Source organism: Aliidiomarina iranensis (genome assembly GCF_003987135.1).
In the GTDB taxonomy this organism is placed as follows: Bacteria; Pseudomonadota; Gammaproteobacteria; order Enterobacterales; family Alteromonadaceae; genus Aliidiomarina; species Aliidiomarina iranensis.
Window position 1 is genome coordinate 153,493 of the sequence record NZ_PIPJ01000003.1, and the last position, 20,273, is coordinate 173,765.

The 20,273-nt window shown below is 46.2% G+C and carries 18 protein-coding genes; 9 read left to right on the forward strand and 9 right to left on the reverse strand.

Going from position 1 to position 20,273, the window contains the following annotated elements; translation table 11 throughout:
* Positions 1-112: 112 nt before the first annotated feature.
* Entirely contained in the window at positions 113-781 is a 669-nt protein-coding gene (locus CWE08_RS06410; RefSeq protein WP_126766862.1) for an SDR family oxidoreductase, read from the reverse strand.
* The gene (locus tag CWE08_RS06415) at positions 781-2,163 is read right to left on the reverse strand and encodes a class II fumarate hydratase (protein ID WP_126766864.1); all 1,383 of its coding nucleotides are present in this window, start codon (positions 2,161-2,163) and stop codon (positions 781-783) included. Before CWE08_RS06415 ends, CWE08_RS06410 begins: the two co-directional genes overlap by 1 nt.
* A gap of 359 nt (positions 2,164-2,522) precedes the next feature.
* Between CWE08_RS06415 and CWE08_RS06420 the strand changes: the two genes are divergently transcribed.
* The 4 genes from CWE08_RS06420 to CWE08_RS06435 are packed head-to-tail and all read left to right on the forward strand — an operon-like array spanning position 2,523 to position 6,877.
* Positions 2,523-3,260 (forward strand): methylamine utilization protein, encoded by a 738-nt coding sequence (locus tag CWE08_RS06420; protein WP_126766866.1) that lies wholly within the window; start codon positions 2,523-2,525, stop codon positions 3,258-3,260.
* Complete coding sequence (locus tag CWE08_RS06425) at positions 3,250-5,562, forward strand: putative bifunctional diguanylate cyclase/phosphodiesterase (RefSeq protein ID WP_126766868.1); 2,313 nt, start codon at positions 3,250-3,252, stop codon at positions 5,560-5,562. Before CWE08_RS06420 ends, CWE08_RS06425 begins: the two co-directional genes overlap by 11 nt.
* Before the next feature lie 17 nt (positions 5,563-5,579).
* Positions 5,580-6,419 carry a DUF3034 family protein gene (locus tag CWE08_RS06430; RefSeq protein WP_126766870.1) on the forward strand — a complete coding sequence of 280 codons (840 nt, stop codon included), beginning with the start codon at positions 5,580-5,582 and terminating at the stop codon, positions 6,417-6,419.
* 29 nt (positions 6,420-6,448) lie between these two features.
* Complete coding sequence (locus tag CWE08_RS06435; protein ID WP_126766872.1) at positions 6,449-6,877, forward strand: group I truncated hemoglobin; 429 nt, start codon at positions 6,449-6,451, stop codon at positions 6,875-6,877.
* 185 nt (positions 6,878-7,062) lie between these two features.
* Here CWE08_RS06435 and ychF read toward each other — a convergent pair whose 3' ends face one another.
* The 7 genes from ychF to CWE08_RS06470 form a co-directional block, all read right to left on the reverse strand.
* Positions 7,063-8,154, reverse strand: a complete 1,092-nt coding sequence (ychF, locus tag CWE08_RS06440) for a redox-regulated ATPase YchF (RefSeq protein WP_126766874.1) — start codon at positions 8,152-8,154, stop codon at positions 7,063-7,065.
* A 15-nt stretch (positions 8,155-8,169) separates the two neighbouring features.
* Positions 8,170-8,760, reverse strand: a complete 591-nt coding sequence (gene pth, locus CWE08_RS06445; protein ID WP_198677102.1) for an aminoacyl-tRNA hydrolase — start codon at positions 8,758-8,760, stop codon at positions 8,170-8,172.
* An 18-nt stretch (positions 8,761-8,778) separates the two neighbouring features.
* A complete protein-coding gene (locus tag CWE08_RS06450) occupies positions 8,779-9,426 on the reverse strand; it encodes a 50S ribosomal protein L25/general stress protein Ctc (protein WP_126766878.1) in 648 nt (215 codons plus the stop codon).
* A 225-nt stretch (positions 9,427-9,651) separates the two neighbouring features.
* Positions 9,652-10,692: an alkene reductase gene (locus CWE08_RS06455; RefSeq protein ID WP_126766880.1), complete on the reverse strand. Its 1,041-nt coding sequence runs from the start codon at positions 10,690-10,692 to the stop codon at positions 9,652-9,654.
* Between the two features lie 335 nt (positions 10,693-11,027).
* On the reverse strand, positions 11,028-11,975 hold the full coding sequence (locus CWE08_RS06460; protein WP_126766882.1) for a ribose-phosphate pyrophosphokinase: 948 nt from the start codon (positions 11,973-11,975) through the stop codon (positions 11,028-11,030).
* Positions 11,976-12,043: 68 nt separating this feature from the next.
* Positions 12,044-12,892 carry a 4-(cytidine 5'-diphospho)-2-C-methyl-D-erythritol kinase gene (ispE, locus tag CWE08_RS06465; RefSeq protein ID WP_126766995.1) on the reverse strand — a complete coding sequence of 283 codons (849 nt, stop codon included), beginning with the start codon at positions 12,890-12,892 and terminating at the stop codon, positions 12,044-12,046.
* Positions 12,893-12,938: 46 nt separating this feature from the next.
* On the reverse strand, positions 12,939-13,868 hold the full coding sequence (locus tag CWE08_RS06470) for an outer membrane lipoprotein LolB (RefSeq protein WP_126766884.1): 930 nt from the start codon (positions 13,866-13,868) through the stop codon (positions 12,939-12,941).
* A 438-nt stretch (positions 13,869-14,306) separates the two neighbouring features.
* Here CWE08_RS06470 and hemA point away from each other — a divergent pair, with 438 nt between their 5' ends.
* The 5 genes from hemA (at position 14,307) to kdsA (ending at position 20,195) form a co-directional block, all read left to right on the forward strand.
* On the forward strand, positions 14,307-15,566 hold the full coding sequence (gene hemA, locus CWE08_RS06475; RefSeq protein WP_126766886.1) for a glutamyl-tRNA reductase: 1,260 nt from the start codon (positions 14,307-14,309) through the stop codon (positions 15,564-15,566).
* Positions 15,567-15,569: 3 nt separating this feature from the next.
* Positions 15,570-16,664: a peptide chain release factor 1 gene (prfA, locus tag CWE08_RS06480; protein WP_126766888.1), complete on the forward strand. Its 1,095-nt coding sequence runs from the start codon at positions 15,570-15,572 to the stop codon at positions 16,662-16,664.
* A 112-nt stretch (positions 16,665-16,776) separates the two neighbouring features.
* Entirely contained in the window at positions 16,777-17,616 is an 840-nt protein-coding gene (gene prmC / locus CWE08_RS06485; protein WP_126766890.1) for a peptide chain release factor N(5)-glutamine methyltransferase, read from the forward strand.
* Between the two features lie 129 nt (positions 17,617-17,745).
* On the forward strand, positions 17,746-19,245 hold the full coding sequence (locus tag CWE08_RS06490) for a response regulator (RefSeq protein WP_126766892.1): 1,500 nt from the start codon (positions 17,746-17,748) through the stop codon (positions 19,243-19,245).
* Between the two features lie 83 nt (positions 19,246-19,328).
* Positions 19,329-20,195, forward strand: a complete 867-nt coding sequence (kdsA, locus tag CWE08_RS06495) for a 3-deoxy-8-phosphooctulonate synthase (protein WP_126766894.1) — start codon at positions 19,329-19,331, stop codon at positions 20,193-20,195.
* Positions 20,196-20,273: the final 78 nt, after the last annotated feature.

Below are 20,273 nucleotides of genomic sequence, written 5' to 3' on the forward strand. Positions count from 1 at the left end.
AAGTAAATTTTGCATCGCACTATCGGCTTTTATTCTTTGGCCGTTCTCATAATTTGCCAATAGCTATAATCTAGCAGTTCTGATCATCCAGAACTCTACAGTTGCGGCTAGATTACCAAGGAAGCACTTCACCATTACTGTGCCAGAAAGTTCCGGTATTTTCTAAATTCAAGTTGGCAATACGCTGGCGCAATCTTTCGGCTGCTTCTGCTGCCGTGATATCACCGGTATTGTTCACCATATCGGTTTGTACATAGCCCGGGTGGAGTAAGCCTACCGCAATGCCATCCGCTTTTAAATCGCAAGCCAAAGAAACGCCTGCCGCATTCAGTGCTGCTTTCGACATGCGGTAACCATAGTAACCGCCGCTGCCGTTATCGCTCATGGAACCCATACGGCTGGTAATCATGATTACCTTAGCGTTTGTGTTTAATTGTGAACGCAAACCTAGTGTGAGTTGCAGTGGTGCTAAGGCATTAACAATGAACTGCTGTTGAATATCAGCCGCTGGTGCGCTTTCTAGATTCTCGCGAGTAAGTATGCCCGCGTTGTTAATCAAGATATCAATCTTTGTGCCACCAAGCTCATTTTTCAGTGTATCGGCGGCTTTGCTATCGGTTACGTCGATACCGGAAATCACAACTGCATCACTGGTGATTAGTTCATCACTCGGTTTGCGGCACGCAGCAAATACTTTAGCGCCTTCAGCACAATATTGCTTCGCCAGTTGTAAGCCAATACCACGGTTTGCACCTGTTATAAGAACGTTTAAATTTGCCATTACTGCAATCCTCCTTTAGTGAGTTCGAGAGGCGATAATAAATCGCTTAATTCATTTTCGCTAAGGTCGGTCATTTCTTTCGCAACCTCGATAACCGGGCGATTTTGTTGATACGCGGCTTTCGCAATTTCAGCGGCTTTGTTGTAGCCGATCACCGGGTTCAATGCAGTTACCAGAATAGGGTTACGGTTCAGCGCCTCGTTTAGTTTTTCGGTGTTTACTTGAAAATCAGCAATTGCCTGATTGGCTAAAGCATCAGAACTTGCCCACATGAGTTCAATACTTTGCAGTAGGTTGTAAGCAATAAGAGGTAACATCACGTTTAATTGAAAATTACCACTTTGGCCAGCAACGCTGATACTTGTTTGATTGCCCATTACCTGAGCTGAGGCCATAGCAACGGCTTCTGGAATCACCGGGTTAACCTTACCCGGCATAATGCTGGAACCCGGTTGTAGCGCGGTAAGCGTAATTTCGCCTAAACCGGCGAGTGGGCCACTATTCATCCAACGCAGATCATTGGCGATCTTCATCATTACTGTGGCCACCGAAACCATACTCCCCGAAGTTGCAACGGCAATATCTTGGCCAGCAATGCCCGCAAATTTATTTTCTGCAGGCGTGTAAGGTTGTTCGGTAAAGTTGCTCATACTATCGCAAAAAGCCTGAGCAAAATCTGGATGGGCGTTGATACCAGTGCCAATTGCGGTGCCGCCTTGCGGCAAGGCACGAAGTTGTGGCAATAGCGCTTCTAAACGCTGCTCTGCTAGCTCTAGTTGTGCACTCCATGTTTTCAACTCTTGCCCTAGTGTAAGGGGCATAGCATCCATCAAATGTGTACGCCCTGTTTTTACAACATGAGCAAGTTCATCAGCTTTTTTATCGATTACATTCCGCAAATTTTGCATAGCAGGAACGAGCTTGCGTTGAATTCGGCGAGCTGCGCTCAGTTGGATAGCTGTAGGAATCACATCATTGCTACTTTGCCCAAGATTCACGTCATCGTTGGGGTGAATTTCTAAGCCACTCGAACGTGAGGCTAGGGTAGCGAGCACCTCATTAACATTCATATTGGTGCTCGTACCGGATCCTGTTTGAAACACATCGATTGGGAATTGATTCTGCCAGCGGCCTTCAAATACCTCGAGAGCTGCTTGCATTATGGCGTCGGCTTTGTTGTTGGCTAGTTGGCCAAGCTGAGCATTCGCTTCAGCGGCACAATATTTGATTAAAGCTACCGCACGGATAAATGCGAAAGGCAGAGTAAGCCCGCTCATTTTAAAGTTGTTCAGTGCCCTTTGGGTTTGTGCGCCGTAAAGTGCATCGTCGGGAACGTCTATTTCACCCATACTATCCCGCTCGGTTCGGAATTTTTGTGCCATAAAAATAATCTCCCAGTTCCTTTATGCTAGTGAATAGCTGAAGTTTAACACATCTTGAATATTGCCCCCATTTGGCTCCGCTATACTTTGGTGGAAAGATATAAAGTAAATGGGTTTTAGTGCCGATAAGTTTTCAGTAGCGTTGTAGGGTATTGAGGTAAACGCTTACTTAAAGCAAGGTTTACGCGAGATGAGAGTTTAGGGGGAATTCAGCAGATCGAAGCGGAGATTTAAATGAAATTAGTTAATATCGCTTAGATCAATATTGCTTGCATGAGCAGCGCTTGTTATTCCATGCTAAATCTATCAATATGATTAAAAATATAAAAACTATGTGTTTAAACTTGGATTCCATTAATTTGAATAAACGTATTTATTTCTTTGCACTTGTTGTTCTAGTGTCTAGTTCACTCGTATTACCTTTAAAGGCTCTGGCCGATGAGGCGGATGCGAACTTGGCTTCTGAAACTCTTTTCTTCATCGACGCCGACGAAAAACCGCTCGCGGGCGTGATTCTATTTCAGATTGCAAATGCTAATGGGGATGCAACAGTTAACCCAGCAAGTAACCCAGCAAGTAACCCATCTGGGCCAATAAAAGAGCCTACGGAACACATTATGGATCAGGTGAGCCGCCAGTTCTTACCGAAGGTTTTGATTGTTTCCAAAGGCGATTCGGTGAGTTTCCCAAATAGCGATTCTATTCGGCATCATGTTTATTCATTTTCGAGTGCTCGGTCGTTCGATATCGAGCTTTATGGCAATTCCGAAATACCTACACTCGATTTTCCTCGTTCAGGCTTAGTTGTGGTGGGATGTAACATTCATGATGAAATGATTGGTTACATTATTGTTAGTGAGGGAGCAGTTACATTACAAAGCGATGCCGAAGGGCGCATAGTGCTAACCACTGATATTGAAAACGCAGAAGAGTGGGTAGCTTGGCATCCTTGGATGTCAGCGGCCGGTTTTGCGCCGGTTCCCTTGGAGGATATAGCGAGAAATATACCCACGCAATTTTCGGTTCGGGCTCCAGCCGTGCGAGAAGAATCGGATCTGGAATCTCGCTTTCGGAGAAGATTAAATCGTGGGAATTAACTTCCGTACTCGATTATTGATGATGGTTGGTGGCGGTATTAGCGCTGCTTTGTTGGTGGTTGTAGTTGCTATTATTATCTCTACCCAGCAAAGCGTGAACGTGCACACCGAACGAGAGTTGGAAGTGAGCCAAAGGGTGGTTTCACAGTTAATTAATTATCGCGATAGCCAGCTTCGGCAAGCCGCCCTGGTGTTAGCTGATGATTTTGGTTTCCGACAAGCGTTAGCAACGGCAGATGAGGACACCATCATCTCTGCTCTTACGAACCAAGCCCAACGAATAGATTCTGATTTGGTTATGTTATTGGAGCCGAACACCGAAGTAATTGTAGCGAGCCACGAGATTTCTGTTTCTGAAATGAACGCAATACGCAATTTCATGGAAGCGGATACCAACTCCGGTGCCGCTATGTTGGTTGCAGAACAAGAATTGTTTCAGGTTGTGCTAGTTCCAATTCGGGCGCCACATTTGCTTGCTTGGCTGGTTTTAGGCTTCTCGGTAGACCGTGATTTAGCGCAACAGCTTCAAGAACTTACCAATTCCTCTGTGCACTTTGTTGCTGGGCGCTACACCGATGCTCCGAGTGTGATTTCATCCGCTACTGAAGCAAAGCAAGCTGAGCTTGGCGTAGCTCTACAAAGCAACGCAATTTCGGAGTGGCTGGCTTCATATAACGAGCAGGGCGTTTGGTTACCTTTGGGGATGGATGATACGGAAAGCCAGCAAACTGCGGATCGCGCTGGTGTTTATGTTTTTCTTACGTCGAGCAGAGAAATAGCGGAAGAACCATTTGCGCCGTTGCAGCAGCAGTTGATCGTGATTGTGATACTCACGCTCTTGATCACCGCGCTCGTTACTTTGTTGGCCAGCCGGCGCTTTGTAGAACCTTTGCGCAAACTTGCCGCAGCGGCTGGGGATATCGCTAAAGGTAACTACAAGCAGAAAATAGTTGTGCGCGGTAAAGACGAAATTAGCACTTTAGCCAAAGCGTTAGATCGCATGCAAAGCGCTATCGCGGATCGCGAAGCAGAAATTTCGTTTCAATCAAATCACGATATTCTTACTGGCTTGCCTAATCAACGTGCGTTTAATCGCGATGCAGATCTTCTTTTACAAGATAATAAACCCTGGACACTGGTTATATTGAATTTGGATAACTTTCGGAATCTGAACGATATGTTTGGGCAAAGTGTGTGTGATGACATCTTAAAAGCCTTCGCGCACAGATTAGTTGAACTTACCGAGCCTAAGTTTAGTGTGGCCCGACGCCACGGTAACGAGTTCGTCCTGATTTATCAGGGGGCTACTGATTTAGCTGCGGTAGAGTTAGAAAAGGTTTTAAAAGCCGCCTCGCAACCTATTGAAATGGAGGGTGTTCGGTATTCAGTGGCACTCACAGCTGGATTAGCAGAGGCGCCAGTGCATGCCAGCGGAAGAGACGAGTTAGTTCGTTTAGCGCAATTTGCTCGGAATAAATCAAAACAACAAAAGAAGACACTGAATATTTATCAAACGGGTGAAGATGAGCCCTATTTGCGCACCTTGCAAGTGTCGGCAGCAATACCTGATGCCATAAAAAATGAAAAGTTTACCTTGGTGTATCAGCCGCAAGTGCGAAAAACCGACCATCAGATACTCAGTTGTGAAGCCCTTATTCGCTGGCAAGATCCTGAACTAGGCTTTGTAAGCCCCGCAGAATTTATCCCATTAGCAGAGCAATCGGGGCACATATTTGCAATTACTCAGTGGGTACTGCGAGAAAGCTTGCAGCAAATCGGGAAATGGCAAAAAGTATTACCTGAGTTAGGGCTTTCAGTGAATCTATCAGGTGCCGATTTGGCGGAGCCTGGGCTGTTGGATGTTATATTTAGTGCTTTGGCTGATGCGCAGGTGTTGGCTACTTCACTAACCGTAGAGGTAACTGAGAGTGCAGTAGTCAATGATCCGGAACAAGCAATTGAGCAGCTGACGAAATTACGTGCTGCAGGGATTCAGGTAGCGATCGATGATTACGGCACAGGCTACTCGTCGTTGGCGCAATTACGTGGTATGCCAGCTACTGAATTGAAAATTGACCGTAGTTTTATCATGCATTTGGCAAGCCAAGAAACGGATAAAACCATAGTGCAATCAACGATCAATATGGCGCACAAATTGGGCTTAAAGGTGGTTGCTGAGGGCGTGGAAGATGAAGATACGGCTAAACTGCTGGCAAGTTATCAGTGTGATGTGTTGCAAGGTTATTGGTTCAGTAAACCACTAACGGTAGATGATTTCGAGCAATGGATTAACAAAGAATAATAATTAGGAACGAAGAGATGAAGAAGAAAATGATTCAGGGCCTAGTATTAGCTCTAGCGGTGTCATCCAGTGCCATGGCTGCAGAAGGGCGCTTGCTTGCCACTGGTGGGGCAACAAGCGTTGAAGGTTCAGCCGGTGGTGGCTTGGTGCCATGGGCGGTAATTAGTGGTTACACGGAAGATGATGAGATTGGCGGAACAGTAGCGGTTACGCGAGCGCAAGTGGATGATTATCGATTAGATGTAACGGCCGCTAGTTTTTCGTTTCGTAACCGATTAGAGGTTTCAGTGGCATCACAAATTCTGAACTTAGAAAACCTAGGTACGGAATTACGCCAACAAACCTTTGGTTTAAAGTACCGTGTGGCCGGTGATTTAATTTATGGCGATTTGCCACAAATTAGTGCCGGTGTGCAGTATAAACGAAATACTCGTTATGATTTACCTGAAGCAGTAGGCTCCCAACGGGATAGTGATTGGGATGCTTATCTGGCCGCGAGCCGTGTATGGCTTGCTGGCCCATTTAATCGAACTTGGCTTGCCAATGTTACGGTGCGTGCCACGCGTGCAAATCAATTTGGTTTACTGGGTTATGGTGGTGATTTAAATGATAGCCGAGAGCTACAGGTAGAAGCTGCAGCCGGTATGTTCCTAAATCGGGGGCTGGCAGTGGGCTTAGAGTATCGGCAAAAGCCTGACAATTTGGGTTTTGCGGAAGAAGAGGATGCAATGTCGGCATTCGTTGCTTGGTTCCCCTCGAAAAATGTTTCATTGGTAGGGGCTTATGTTGATTTGGGCAGTATTGCCGGTGCTAATAATCAAACCGGTTATTATTTGAGCCTGCAAGCATCGTTTTAAAAGCATTATTGCTGAAGAGGTAATTTTTTATGTATAAATTTTTAATCAGTAGCGTATTGTTCGCCACCATTTCATTGCTTCCTGGGCAAGCTGATGCCCGCGATGATAGTTTGTATCAGCAACTTGGCGGTACGGCTGGCATTGAACAAATTGTTGAGGACACGCTATTTAACTCTATTGATGATCGCCGAATTCGCCATCATTTTACTGAAGTTGATATGGTTCGTTTGCATGAAAAGCTCAGTGAACAAATTTGTGAGCTTGCGGGTGGGCCTTGTGTTTATACTGGTGATGACATGGTGAAATCGCATACCGGAATGGGTGTTACCCGTGCGGATTTCAATGCGCTTGTAGAGGCTATGCAATTGGCTATGGACGATAATAACGTTTCGGTAACAGCTCAAAACCGGCTTCTGGCTTTGTTGGCGCCAATGCATCATGAGATTGTGGGGCTTTAGGCTAATTAGCGAGCTTGTAAGCAACTTTTTCAGTAGAGTTATAAGCTCTGAACCTTAACAGAAAAGGGCCTTAACGCGATGTTAAGGCCCTTTTGTATGAGGCTTAAAGATTGATTGATTTTTCTGTTTAACTACTGCGCAGGGCTTTTTCAATAGGCACAGTATTTTCAGTTAAACCGAATAGATTACACGTTAAAGCGGAAGTGAATAACATCGCCATCTTTAACGATATATTCTTTCCCTTCTAAACGCCATTTACCGGCATCTTTCGCACCTTGTTCACCGTTGTTATTGATAAAATCATCAAAACCAACGATTTCTGCACGAATAAAACCTTTTTCGAAATCAGTATGGATGCGGCCCGCGGCTTGCGGTGCAGTAGAGCGTTTCTTTATTGTCCATGCCCGCACTTCTTTAACGCCCGCGGTAAAGTAAGTGTGTAGGTCTAGTAGTTCATAGCCGGCACGAATAACGCGGTTTAGGCCCGGCTCTTCAAGGCCCATAGAATCTAAGAACTCAGCTTTTTCATCATCTTCAAGCTCAGCTATTTCTGATTCAATCGCCGCACACACAGGCACTACAATTGCGTTTTCGTTTTCAGCTAATTTGCGAACAGTTTCTAAATGCGGGTTGTTTTCAAAACCATCTTCAGCCACGTTGCAGATATACATAGTTGGCTTTAGAGTGAGCAAGTTGAACGAACGAATTACTTTCTTATCGTCGTCGCTAAGATCTACTGAACGTGCCATGTGGCCTTCAGCTAGCGCTGGAAGTAGCTTCTCGAGTACGGCTACCTCATCTTTTGCCTGCTTATCGCCCCCTTTGGCTTTCTTGCTCAAACGGTACACGGCTTTTTCTACGGAATCTAAATCAGCAAGCGCCAACTCGGTATTAATGGTATCGATATCTTCTAGGGGATCTACTTTGCCGGCAACATGCACAATGTTTTCATCTTCAAAACAACGCACAACATGGCCAATCGCATCAGTTTCACGAATGTTGGCTAAAAATTGATTGCCAAGGCCTTCACCTTTCGAAGCCCCCTTAACTAAACCTGCAATATCAACGAATTCCATCGTTGTCGGAATAACCTTTTGTGGTTTAACAATCGCCGATAGCTGGCTTAACCGCGTGTCGGGTACTGAAACCACACCTGTGTTTGGCTCAATGGTGCAGAACGGGAAGTTCGCTGCATCGATGCCTGCTTTGGTTAACGCATTAAAAAGTGTTGATTTTCCAACGTTGGGTAAACCAACGATTCCGCATTTAAAGCCCATGAGTGATATCCGAGTTTATTCAGGTTTAATCGAATGTAAATATTGTTTTGCAGCAACCCAGCCATCGTTCATAGCTATTTCTACTGCACGTAATGAAGCATCTATTGCATCATCCATTAAATTTTGTTCATTGCTTGGTGCTTTGCCCAACACATATCCGGTTACTTTTGAGCTATGGCCAGGATGCCCTATACCAATGCGCAAGCGATGAAAGTTAGTTTGATTCGCCAATGCTCGGGCAATATCTTTCAAACCATTATGGCCGCCATGGCCACCACCTTGTTTAAATTTGGCAATACCAGGTGGCAAATCGAGTTCATCATGCACTACAAGAATTTCTTCCGGTAGGATTTTGAAAAAAGTTGCCATTGCGCCAACTGCTTGCCCACTTCGATTCATAAAGGTAGTAGGGTTGAGTAGGCGAGTATCCATATAAGGAGGCCCAAGCCGAGCGATGTGCCCAAAGAACTTGGATTCTGGTGTGAGGTTTACGTTGAATTGCCGCGCTAGGGCTTCAACAAACCAGAACCCGGCATTATGCCGGGTTGCTGTATATTCGGGGCCAGGATTCCCTAGGCCCACGATAAGTTTAATGTCTGCTGACATCATTGCGTATCCGCAAAATTACTCTTTGTCGTCTTCGCCAGCTTCTTCAGGCTCTGCAGGTGCTTCTGGGGCATCATCAGATACTGTTTCAGCTTTCGGCTTGCTTACAGTTACCAATACTGGGTCGTGGTCTTCACCACGAGTAAGTTCGATGAAAGTAACGCCTTTCGGTGCAGTGATTTGGCTTAGGTGAATGTTGTCACCGATTTCCAAACCTTCAACGTTTACTTCAACATACTCTGGTAAATCTTTTGGTAAGCAGCTGATTTCGATTTCGTTCATCTGGTGAACAACAACACCACCTGCTTTCTTCACAGCGTCTTCGCCGATGAAGTGAATAGGTAAGTTAGTGTGTAGTTCTTCTTTTGCGCTTACACGTTGGAAATCTAAGTGTGTGATCTTAGGCTTGAACGGGTGGCGCTGAACGTCTTTCAAAATTGCTTGATGCTTTTTGCCATCAATATGCAATGTTAAAATGTGGCTGTAAAAGCCTTCATGGTCAGCAGCGTTGATGATTTTGTCGTGGTCTAATGTTAACGACACAGCATCAGCGTTTCCGCCATAAAGAATAGCTGGAACATTTCCTTCGTGACGAAGGCGGCGGCTCGCACCTTTACCTTTGTCCGTACGGATTTCAGCTTTGAATTCGTAATTTGGTGTACTCATTTCGTATATCTCCGAAGATAAATGAGCTGTTTTCCGCGACCTGAAAACAGCGAATACCCCTGATTTCAGGGGCCGCGCATTCTAACACCGAATCTAACCTTGTTGCAACGCCGAAAGTGCTTTTTCACCCGCCCACGAACACTACGAATAATTGCATGGACGGTTATTTTCAGCGCTGGCCCTAATTATCCGGTTCACTGTTTTTCGTTTGGTTAATTTGTGTGGCTAAACTAATTCAGCCAGCATGGCTGCATCATACTCAACGAGAGGCTCTTGATTACGAACTCGAGTAATAAAATCTGGATTAGCTATGAATGGCCGACCGATAGCGGCCAAATCAAACGCATCTTCGGAAATCCCTTGTTCTGCGGTTTCTGGTGTAAGGCCGCCAACACTCATAAATGTGCCTTTGTAGCGCTCCCGAATGTACGTACTTGAACGGCCACCGAGATGCTCAAAAGTGAGGCTATCGTCGAAGATTCCTAGGTGTAAATAGGCTAAATCCCGTTGATTGAGTTCTTCAATAAGATAATCGAATACATCTCTATCACGAGCATCGGGTTCAATGTGTGCGTAGGCACCTGGGGTTATACGCAACGCTGTGCGATCGGCTCCCACAGCTGCAATCACGGCATCAACTACCTCAAGGCAGAAACGGCTCATATTCTCTGAAGTTTTGCCATATTCATCGTTTCGTTTGTTAGTATCAAAATGTAAGAACTGGTCAATTAAATAGCCGTTTGCACCATGTATCTCAACGCCATCGAAGCCTGCCGCCATAGCATTCTTTGCTGCGGTTACATAATCGGCGACAACTTCACGGATTTCTTCTGTGCTCAGCGCTTTTGGCATTTCGTAGCTCAAATCACGCATTCTCGGCAAGGTACCTTCATGCTTTACCGCACTTGGAGCCACCGGCTGCAAGCCGGAGAAATAGGAATGAGCAACGCGGCCTACATGCCAAAGCTGCATAAAGATTTTGCCACCTCGCGCGTGCACTTTTTCGGTTACCGTTTTCCACCCTTCAATTTGTGCATCGGTAAAAATCCCGGGAGTATTTGGATAGCCTTGGGCATCAGCACGAATAATGGTGGCCTCGCTAATTATCAAGCCGGCATCAGCGCGGCGTGCATAATAATCTGCCATGGCTTCAGTAGGTACGAGATCCGGGCCAGCCATACAGCGTGTTAACGGAGCCATAGCGAAGCGGTTAGCTAAAGTTAATGTGGAATTAAGAGAATACGATTCGAACAACTTAGAAGACATGAATACTCCATAAACCTAAACAGGTGATTAATACTTGTATAGCTATATGGGGGGTAGATGGCAGCTTTCAAGGATGTAGAGGGATAGTGCAGTGATTAAATTTAACTATCTTAGATAGAAAAAATATAAGATAGAAAAAGTATAAAGCGGGGTTTTAACTTCCCGCTTTATATTTTGTGTTAAGCAATTTGTTTCGTTTAGCAATTTAGTTGCTTCACAAAACATGCTAACCATCTGGGTAGCCAGCCTAATACCGTTTTTTCAAACGCTTGAGCAGCAAATGCAATTAGCACCAACACAAGTGTTTACGGTAGTAGTACGTTCAGTGCAAGACGTTAGTACTCAAACATAGCTGAAATCGATTCTTCGTTACTTACGCGGCGTAAGGCTTCAGAGAGCATACCGCTCAGCGTAAGCTGAGTCACTAAATTCAGCGATTTCATCTCCTCCGATAAAGGAATTGAATCGGTAACAATTACTTCATCGATGGCTGAATTTTTCAGGTTCTCAACAGCATTGCCTGAGAATACCGGATGAGTAGCATAAGCAAACACCCGCTTAGCACCATTTTTCTTCAATGCTTCAGCCGCTTTGCATAAAGTACCGCCGGTATCGATCATGTCGTCAACCATAATACAATCGCGGCCATTAACATCACCAATGATATGCATAACTTGCGATTCATTGGCTTTTGGCCGGCGCTTATCGATAATCGCTAAATCAGCGTCGTTCATTAGCTTAGCCATGGCCCGTGCACGTACTACGCCACCGATGTCGGGTGATACCATAACTGGTGAATCCCACTGCTGGAGCTTCATGTGCTCCAGCAAAACGGGGCTACCAAACACGTTATCAACAGGAACATCGAAGAAGCCTTGAATCTGCTCCGCGTGTAAATCAACCGTAAGTACACGGTCAACCCCAACACTGGAGAGAAAATCAGCCACTACTTTAGCGGTAATGGGAACCCTTGCTGAGCGAACTCGGCGATCTTGGCGTGCATAGCCAAAATATGGGATTACAGCAGTGATGCGGCCAGCAGAAGCACGGCGCAATGCATCAACCATAACCACAAGTTCCATCAGGCTGTCGTTAGTAGGTGCGCAAGTTGATTGAATGATGAAAACATCTGAACCACGAACGTTTTCATTAATGATGACGCTAATCTCACCGTCACTGAAGCGGCCAACCTCGGCATCTCCAAGCTTAATGTATAGGCGATCAGCAATCTTACGGGCTAGCTCGGGTATTGCATTGCCAGCAAAGAGCTTCATGTCAGGCACAGTTTACCTCGACCAATTTATGTATTGTGAGCGGAATTCGACAGGTATCTGGTATTCCAACTGTTACCTCAGGGGAGCTGCTTCAATGCCTGGTGCAGTGGCGATTGATTAACTCCTTTTGCAACAAACCCCCGAAATTCTGTCGGAAGTACTTGCAAGGCTTGTTCTGCTTCAACTGCCGAAGAGAAGCAACCAAAAACACAAGCCCCGGTCCCCGTCATTCTGGACAGAGCGTATTTTAGCAACCACTGCAGTGCGCTGGCAACCTGCGGATAAAGTGAACAGACTAATTTCTCACAATCATTGTGCCCCTGCTCCCATTCATTTAAGGCCTTCTCGAGCGCAGGTGTATTTCGCGTTAGAGCAGGGTGGGAAAAGACTTCAGCGGTACTCACATGTACTTCTGGCTGCACAATCAAATACCAATTTTCCGCTGGATTTGCCGGTGAAAATATTTCACCAACACCCTGTGCAAAGGTGGCGTGGCCGTGAATAAATACCGGAACATCCGCGCCTAAACGCAAACCAATGTTGGCTAATTGCTGTTGTGTTAAGCCAAGCTGCCATAGATGATTCAAGCCAAGCAAGGTGGTGGCAGCATCGGAGGAGCCACCGCCAAGGCCGCCGCCGGCGGGCAACTGCTTGATTAATTTTAAACGAGCACCTTGCTGTGGGTCGTTGCGAAACGGTAGAAGCAGGTTCGCCGCGCGATAAATAAGGTTTTCAGTTATGGGAAAGTTCAAACCGCCTTGATCTAATTCAATCTCGCCGTTTGCGGTTAACTCAAATTGAATTTCATCGCTGTAATTTAAAAATTGAAATAGTGTTTCAAGTTCATGATAACCATCAGCCCGTTGTCCAATAATATGTAGGTAGAGATTGAGTTTGGCGGGCGCTGGTAAGCTAAATGCTGCCATGTTTTTCAAGATGGTTTCGCCTCTAAGGTTTGAATTCAAGATTGTTTTACTGAGTTCTGGGCAAACTGGCTTCCGGCCGCCATCGGCTGATGCGCAGGTGCACGCGAAAATTATCACGGCTTGCTTCAATTCGATGGGGTAACAAAAATTGCTGCCCAGCAAAAGTTACGCTGCGATAATCGCCTAACGCCAGTAACCAGCGCTCGGTAGCCCAAGTTCCCAATCTAAATTCAGCCTCATAGGTTGCTAGTGCACCATTCGCGTACCAACGTTTTTGCCGCAAGCGGGCGTTTGGTTCGGCACCGGTAATGGCTTGATTAAGCAGCGAGAACGGAATGGCCATGCCGGTGTGTTGAAGTAATAAAAGGTTTAAATCGGAACCTTCATAGCGATTGCCACTGCGGTCTATGAGAACGCTTAGTTCATCGGTTTGTTGTAAACGGGCTAAGGTGCCGCCAATCTGATGGTATAGGCGAAAATGTGTTTCTTGCTCGGTTCTATTCCAATTAAAACGGGCTGCGTCACGAATACCCTCGGCATCATCAAAAAAGGCAACGCTGCCTAGCAGCCCAAACTCTGAAAGCTGGGCCAATGATTGCTGCTGTATTTCTATCAACTCGCTATCAAGTTGCCGAGCAGTGAATGTTTCACCATCAATGGCGGGAGGCGATACGCAAGCGCTAAGAAACAGGCAAGCAAAAACGAGGGTGAAGGCCGCCATGAGTTTCGCTTTGAATGAATGCCGATGCGCTTGTTCTGTATCTACTTGCGAGAAGTGCGTTTCTCGCTCAGGGCTGTTGCTTCGCTCAAGGCTGTTGTTGCTTAGCTCAAGGCTGTTGTTGCTTAGCTCAAGGCTGTTGTTGCTTAGCTCAAGGCTGTTGCTAGCTGTTTCTATTTTATCGATTGCACTATTCTGAAAATACATAGGCACGAGCCGTTGGAAATTAACGTTTAAGGGTATCATTGCGTTTGGCATTTAAATTCCTAACAAAGATATTTCAAGCTACAGCTCAAATACAATAAGCTACAAAGGATACAGCAAGCTGCAAACGGAACACCATAGTAGCTATCAGAATGATGCAGCACGCACGCTAGATTAATGGCGTTTGAGCGCGATTAAAGAAAGTGTAGCACTTTGGTAATCTTGAATGCACCATATCAGAGCCTGATTCTATTTACGCCTCCTGTAGCAACTTAGTTGCGTTTCAAAGTAGGGCGCAAAAAATAGCGAATGGTGGGTTAGGAATCCGCGCAGAAAGCGCGTTTAATGGGCAATGAATACTAGGAAGCTAGCCGGCACTGCTTTCAATAGCAACGCTTCTCGCATACAATACGGGCCGGAATTCGCAGGCGATGTTTCACCTAAACGCACGTATCTAAATTCACGTTTTACAGGGCTTCTTGCACAACATACATGACAATACTGGCACTTGGTATCAATCACAAAACCGCCTCCGTGGATATCCGCGAGCGAGTGGCGTTTCAACCTGAGCAAATTGAGCTAGCATTACAATCGCTGGTTCAACAGGGCAAGGTGAGCGAAACTGTGATTGTTTCAACCTGTAATCGCACAGAATTGTATTGCCATGCAGATAGCAGTGAACAGCAAGAGATTATTAATTGGCTTGCAACCTTCCATCAAATTTCTCCGGAAGAGTTGAGCCAGTACCTTTATCAGCATGAAGATACTGCCGCAGTATCACACCTGATGGCGGTTGCATCTGGGCTCGATTCACTAGTGCTTGGTGAACCGCAGATATTAGGGCAAGTTAAACAAGCGTTTCAGCAAGCTCGTGATGCCGGCACTGTTGGTTCGGTTTTTGAACGCTTATTTCAATCAACCTTTGCCGCGGCGAAAGTTATTCGCACGGAAACTGAAGTGGGCCAGAATGCTGTTTCCGTTGCCTTCGCGGCGGTGAATTTAGCGCGCCATATTTTTGCCGATTTGAAGAATGCGGATGTGCTCTTGGTCGGCGCTGGTGAAACGGCTGAACTAGCGGCCCGCCACTTGCAAGAGCAAGGTGTGCGGAATTTACGCGTTGCCAATCGCACAGTGGCACGAGCCGAAGAGCTCACGAAAGTAGTAGGCGGCGAGCCCTATGCGTTGAACGCATTAGAGGAACTGCTGCCAAAATCCGATATTATTATCAGTTCCACAGCCAGCCCAGTGCCCGTAATAGGGAAAGGGTTAGTGGAAAGTGCGCTGCGAAAACGCAAACATCGGCCGATGCTGTTCATTGATCTTGCCGTACCACGAGATATCGAAAGGCAAGTAAGTGAGCTTGACGATGCCTTCTTATACACGGTTGATGATTTGCAATCGATCGTGAATAAGAACCTTGAGCAACGCCATCAAGCTGCTAATGAAGCGCGTGATATTATCTATAAATACGCCGAGGAATTTTCCGGTTGGATGGAAAGCCTTAATAGCGTTGATTTGTTGCGGCGCTATCGTGCCAAGGCCGAACTTATTGCGGAACAGCAAAAAGAGAGGGCTCTGGCGGCGCTGGTGAGTGGTAAGCCGGCGGAACAAGTGATTCAAGAGTTAACTCAGCGCTTAACCAACACTCTGGCTCACGCGCCAACAAAAGCTATTCAAGACGCAGGCAAACGCAAAGATATTTCGGCGCTTGCGGCTTATCAGAAACTATTTAACGATACATCTCAGGATTAATACATGCTTAAAGCATCCTTGGTGAACAAGCTCGAGAGCTTGATAGAGCGCCATGAAGAACTCGAAGTTTTGTTAGGTGATGCCGATATCATTACCAATCAAGATAAATTTCGTGCTCTTTCCCGTGAATACTCTCAACTAGAAGACGCCGTGAAGTGTTTTCGTCAGTATCAGCAATCGCTGGCAGATTTAGCTACCGCAAAAGAAATGGTAGATGAATCCGATGCTGAGATGCGCGAAATGGCATACGAAGAAGTGGAGCTAGCAGAGGAATCGCTAGCGAATCTAGCCAGTGAGTTACAAATTCTTTTACTACCCAAAGACCCGAACGACGATCGCCCGTGCTATTTAGAAATTAGAGCTGGGGCTGGTGGTGATGAAGCTGCAATTTTTGCGGGTGATTTGTTCCGAATGTATAGCCGTTATGCAGAGCGTAACGGTTGGCGCATGAATATTATTAGCGCTAATGAAGGCGAGCATGGTGGTTTTAAAGAGATCATTGTGCACATGATGGGCGATGGTGCCTATGGCCGCATGAAGTTTGAATCAGGAGGACACCGCGTGCAGCGGGTTCCCGAAACAGAATCCCAAGGCCGAATTCATACCTCAGCTTGTACGGTAGCTGTACTACCGGAAATTCCGGAAGCAGAAGCGATTGATATTAACCCCGCTGATTTGCGCATTGATACCTACCGAGCATCCGGTGCTGGTGGCCAGCATGTTAACCGAACTGATTCAGCGGTGCGGTTAACGCATTTACCAACAGGTGTTGTGGTGGAGTGTCAGGAAGAGCGCTCTCAGCACAAAAACAAAGCAAAAGCGATGTCGGTACTGCAATCACGATTACAAGCAGCTGAAGATGCGCGCCGAGCGGCAGCAGAGCAGAGCACACGCCGCAGCCTTGTAGGTAGCGGCGATCGTTCAGAGCGTATTCGAACTTACAATTACCCTCAGGGGCGAGTAACAGATCATCGTATCAACTTAACCTTGCATCGCTTAAACGAGGTGATCGAAGGCAGCCTTGATCTCTTGCTTGATGCGATTATTCAAGAGCATAATGCGGATCTACTCGCAGCACTTTCCGAACAGGGAGAGTAACTTTTCGCGTTAAGAATAGCCGCTCGGCTGTAAGCGGCACTTAAACGCCACTTTATCGGTAGCCTGCAAGCCTTAAATCGGTGAAAGTGCAAAAGTTAAGGCCAAAACCAACATGAAAACCATTGCAGAAACATTGCAAGAAGCAACGCACCGATTGCGCAATAGCGGTAGTGAAACACCAAATTTAGATGCACAAGTTTTGCTCAAATCAGTGCTGCAGTGCGAGCGAAGTTATTTTTATACCTGGCCAGAGAAGCAATTGAGTTTGGCGCAGAGCAGCGATTTTGAAGCTCTCATGCAGCAACGGGAGAGTGGCAGACCCGTGGCTCACATTCTTGGTAGCCGCGAATTCTGGTCGTTAGATTTACAGGTAAACGCAACCACACTTATCCCACGGCCAGATACCGAAATATTGGTAGAAGCTGCCCTTGATTTAGTGTCTCAAAATTTCGCCCGTGTGCTTGATTTAGGTACCGGAACTGGTGCAATTGCGTTGGCACTTGCGAAAGAACATCCTGAATGGCAGGTTACCGCAGTAGATGTGGTTACCGAAGCGGTTGAATTAGCAAAACGCAATGCTGCTAAGCATGAACTTTCGAATGTTTTGGTTATGCAAAGCCATTGGTTTGCGGCAATTCCTTCTCAGCATTTTGATTTAATTGTTAGTAATCCGCCCTATATCGATGGCGCCGATCATCATCTACAGCAGGGCGATGTGCGGTTCGAACCGCATAGTGCGCTTGTTGCCGCGGAAAATGGGTTTGCGGATTTGCGGTATATCGTTGTGGCAGCAAAAGATTACCTTGCGAAGGACGGTTGGTTAGTACTCGAGCATGGTGCGGAGCAAGCTGAAGAGTTACAGCGCATATTTGTGGAACATGGCTATAATCAAATACATACCCGGCAAGATTATGCTAACTTAGATCGGGTAACATGTGGGCGCCGCGGCTGAACAGGTTTTCAATGTTTTGGCGGTCGTGTATCAGGCTTAGTGTTCAACTTGTACGTTAGTGCATGAGTTAACGGCAAAATATAGCTGAGTGAAAAGCAACTATTTGGGTACAAAAGACAGGACATATATATGACTGATCGTTATTTGTTTGCTGACGAACCTACGGAAACGCCAGAAGCACTAAACGAACGTTGGAAAATATTAATCGTTGATGATGAGCCTGAAGTGCACGCGGTAACGCGATTAGCGCTAAGCGATTTTCAATTTTTAGGCCGTGGCCTAGAGTTTTACAGCGCAGAATCCGGAGAAGCCGGTTGTGCGTTGATGCGCGAACACCCAGATGCTGCCATTATTTTGCTTGATGTTGTTATGGAAACCGATGATGCCGGTTTAAAGGTTGCACGATACATTCGTGAGGAACTGGATAATCACTTTATTCGCATTATTTTACGTACTGGCCAGCCGGGGCAAGCCCCAGAGCGAACAGTGATCATTAATTACGATATCAATGATTACAAATCAAAAACTGAACTAACGGCGCAAAAGTTATTTACCGCGGTGATGTCGAGCTTACGTTCCTACCGCGATATCATGTCCATTGAACATAGCCGCCGTGGGCTTGAAAAGATTTTGCAGTCGTCTGCCGACCTGTTTTCGGAACAATCAATTGATAACTTTGTTGATGGATTGGTGCAGCAGTTAAGCTGGCTTATTGGTGGTGCCCGACAAGTTTTGTATGCAGAAGTGGACCCGGATCATAATCCCGGACAATTTACGGTGCGGGCCGCCTTTGGTGAAGAGGCCGATATTATGGTTGGCCGGCCGATCAAAGCTGGTTTACCGGTAGAAGCCCTGAGTGAGCTTGAGCAGGTTGTAAGAACTCGCCGTCCATTCTTTAGCGATGATATCGCTATCGTTTATTCCTTGAGCGGGGCCCGGCCCTTGGGTGGCTTGCTTTGTTTATCCGGTTTAGCACGGCAATTAAACCGGCAAGAACGTGATTTACTCACACTATTTGCCGATCAGATTCAATTAGCGTTAAACAATGTTTTGCGGGAGCGCGATGCGAATCATTTTGTAGCGCAATTAAGCGAACGCTTGCTGGTTCTTGAGCAAAATGCACTATATCGCGATGATGTGAATCAACATCCGGCTGCAAAAACAAGCTTGGTTCTTAGTGATGCGCTTGGTTTAACCAACGCAGAGCAAGAGCACACAGCCTTAGCAAGCACCTTAATGGCACTCATCTCTGGAATTTGTGAAGTAACGCTTGCGCAAGAAGCACTAGAAGTGCGAGTTTGCTACGAACGCATGCATCGAATTGCTAAAGGGATAGAAGTTGATTCTAACCCTGTTGTGAAGGTTTTGCTGATTGGCATTGATGAGCGTTTCGAGCGTTTCGACGGCGAAGGCTTTCCCGGATTGGTGCAGGCAGAAGAATTCTCATTAAATAGCCAAGTAATAAGCCTAATTAGCATTATATATGGTGAAATTAGCGCTGGGCGTGGTGTAGAAGCAACGCTCAAAGCATTATTAGCTGAAACAGAGGGGCGCTTTGCCCCGGGTTTGGTGAGCGCGCTAAGAAGCAATTTTTCCACGATTGCTGATTGCTTTAATGTACAGGCATGAAGTAAGTAAGCTAAGCAATCACTATTGCGCAATCACTATTAAGTAATAACTACTAAGTAAGAACCAAATAAGAGAGTGAGTTGATGTCTGAACCCTTAAATGTAAACTCGGTGAAGGTTGCTGGAATTAATGTTGGCAATCATCTTCCATTTGTTTTGTTTGGTGGTATGAACGTTTTAGAGAGCCGCGATTTGGCGATGCGTATCGCCGAGCATTACGTTGAAGTAACAACGCGCCTACAAATTCCGTATGTTTTTAAAGCTTCTTTTGATAAAGCCAATCGCTCCTCCATTCATTCCTTTCGAGGCCCCGGATTAGATAAAGGGCTAGCGATATTAGCTGAGGTAAAGGCGCAGTTTAATGTGCCTGTAATAACTGATGTTCATGAACCATATCAAGCAGCGCCCGTTGCTGAGGTGGCCGATGTGCTGCAGTTACCGGCTTTTCTTGCGCGGCAAACCGATTTGGTAGTGGCTATGGCAGCCACAGGCGCGGTTGTTAATGTGAAAAAACCACAGTTTTTAGCGCCAGCGGAAATGCGCCACATCATGACCAAGTTTGCGGAAGCGGGTAATGATAAAATAATGCTTTGCGAACGTGGCAGCTCGTTTGGCTACAATAATCTAGTTGTTGATATGTTAGGCATGGATGATATGAAGCCAATGGCGCCGGTTATTTTTGATGCTACCCACGCTTTACAACGTCCTGGTGGGCGTGCTGATTCAGCCGACGGGCGCCGTGCGCAAGCGGCCCAACTGGCTCGCTCTGGAATGGCACTCGGCATTGCTGGTTTGTTTATTGAAGCGCACCCAGATCCAAATCAAGCCCTGTGTGATGGCCCGTGCGCCTTGCCTCTTGCAAAACTAGAGGCTTATTTGCAACAAATGAAAGCGGTTGATGATTTGGTGAAAAGCTTCGCTCCACTCGATACTTCTGCAAACAACTTATGAAAATTACGCCCTCTTGATGTGAGAACTTGAGGGCTTGCTGATAGGGCCATTCTGCTGTAGATTTAACCTTAGTTAAAC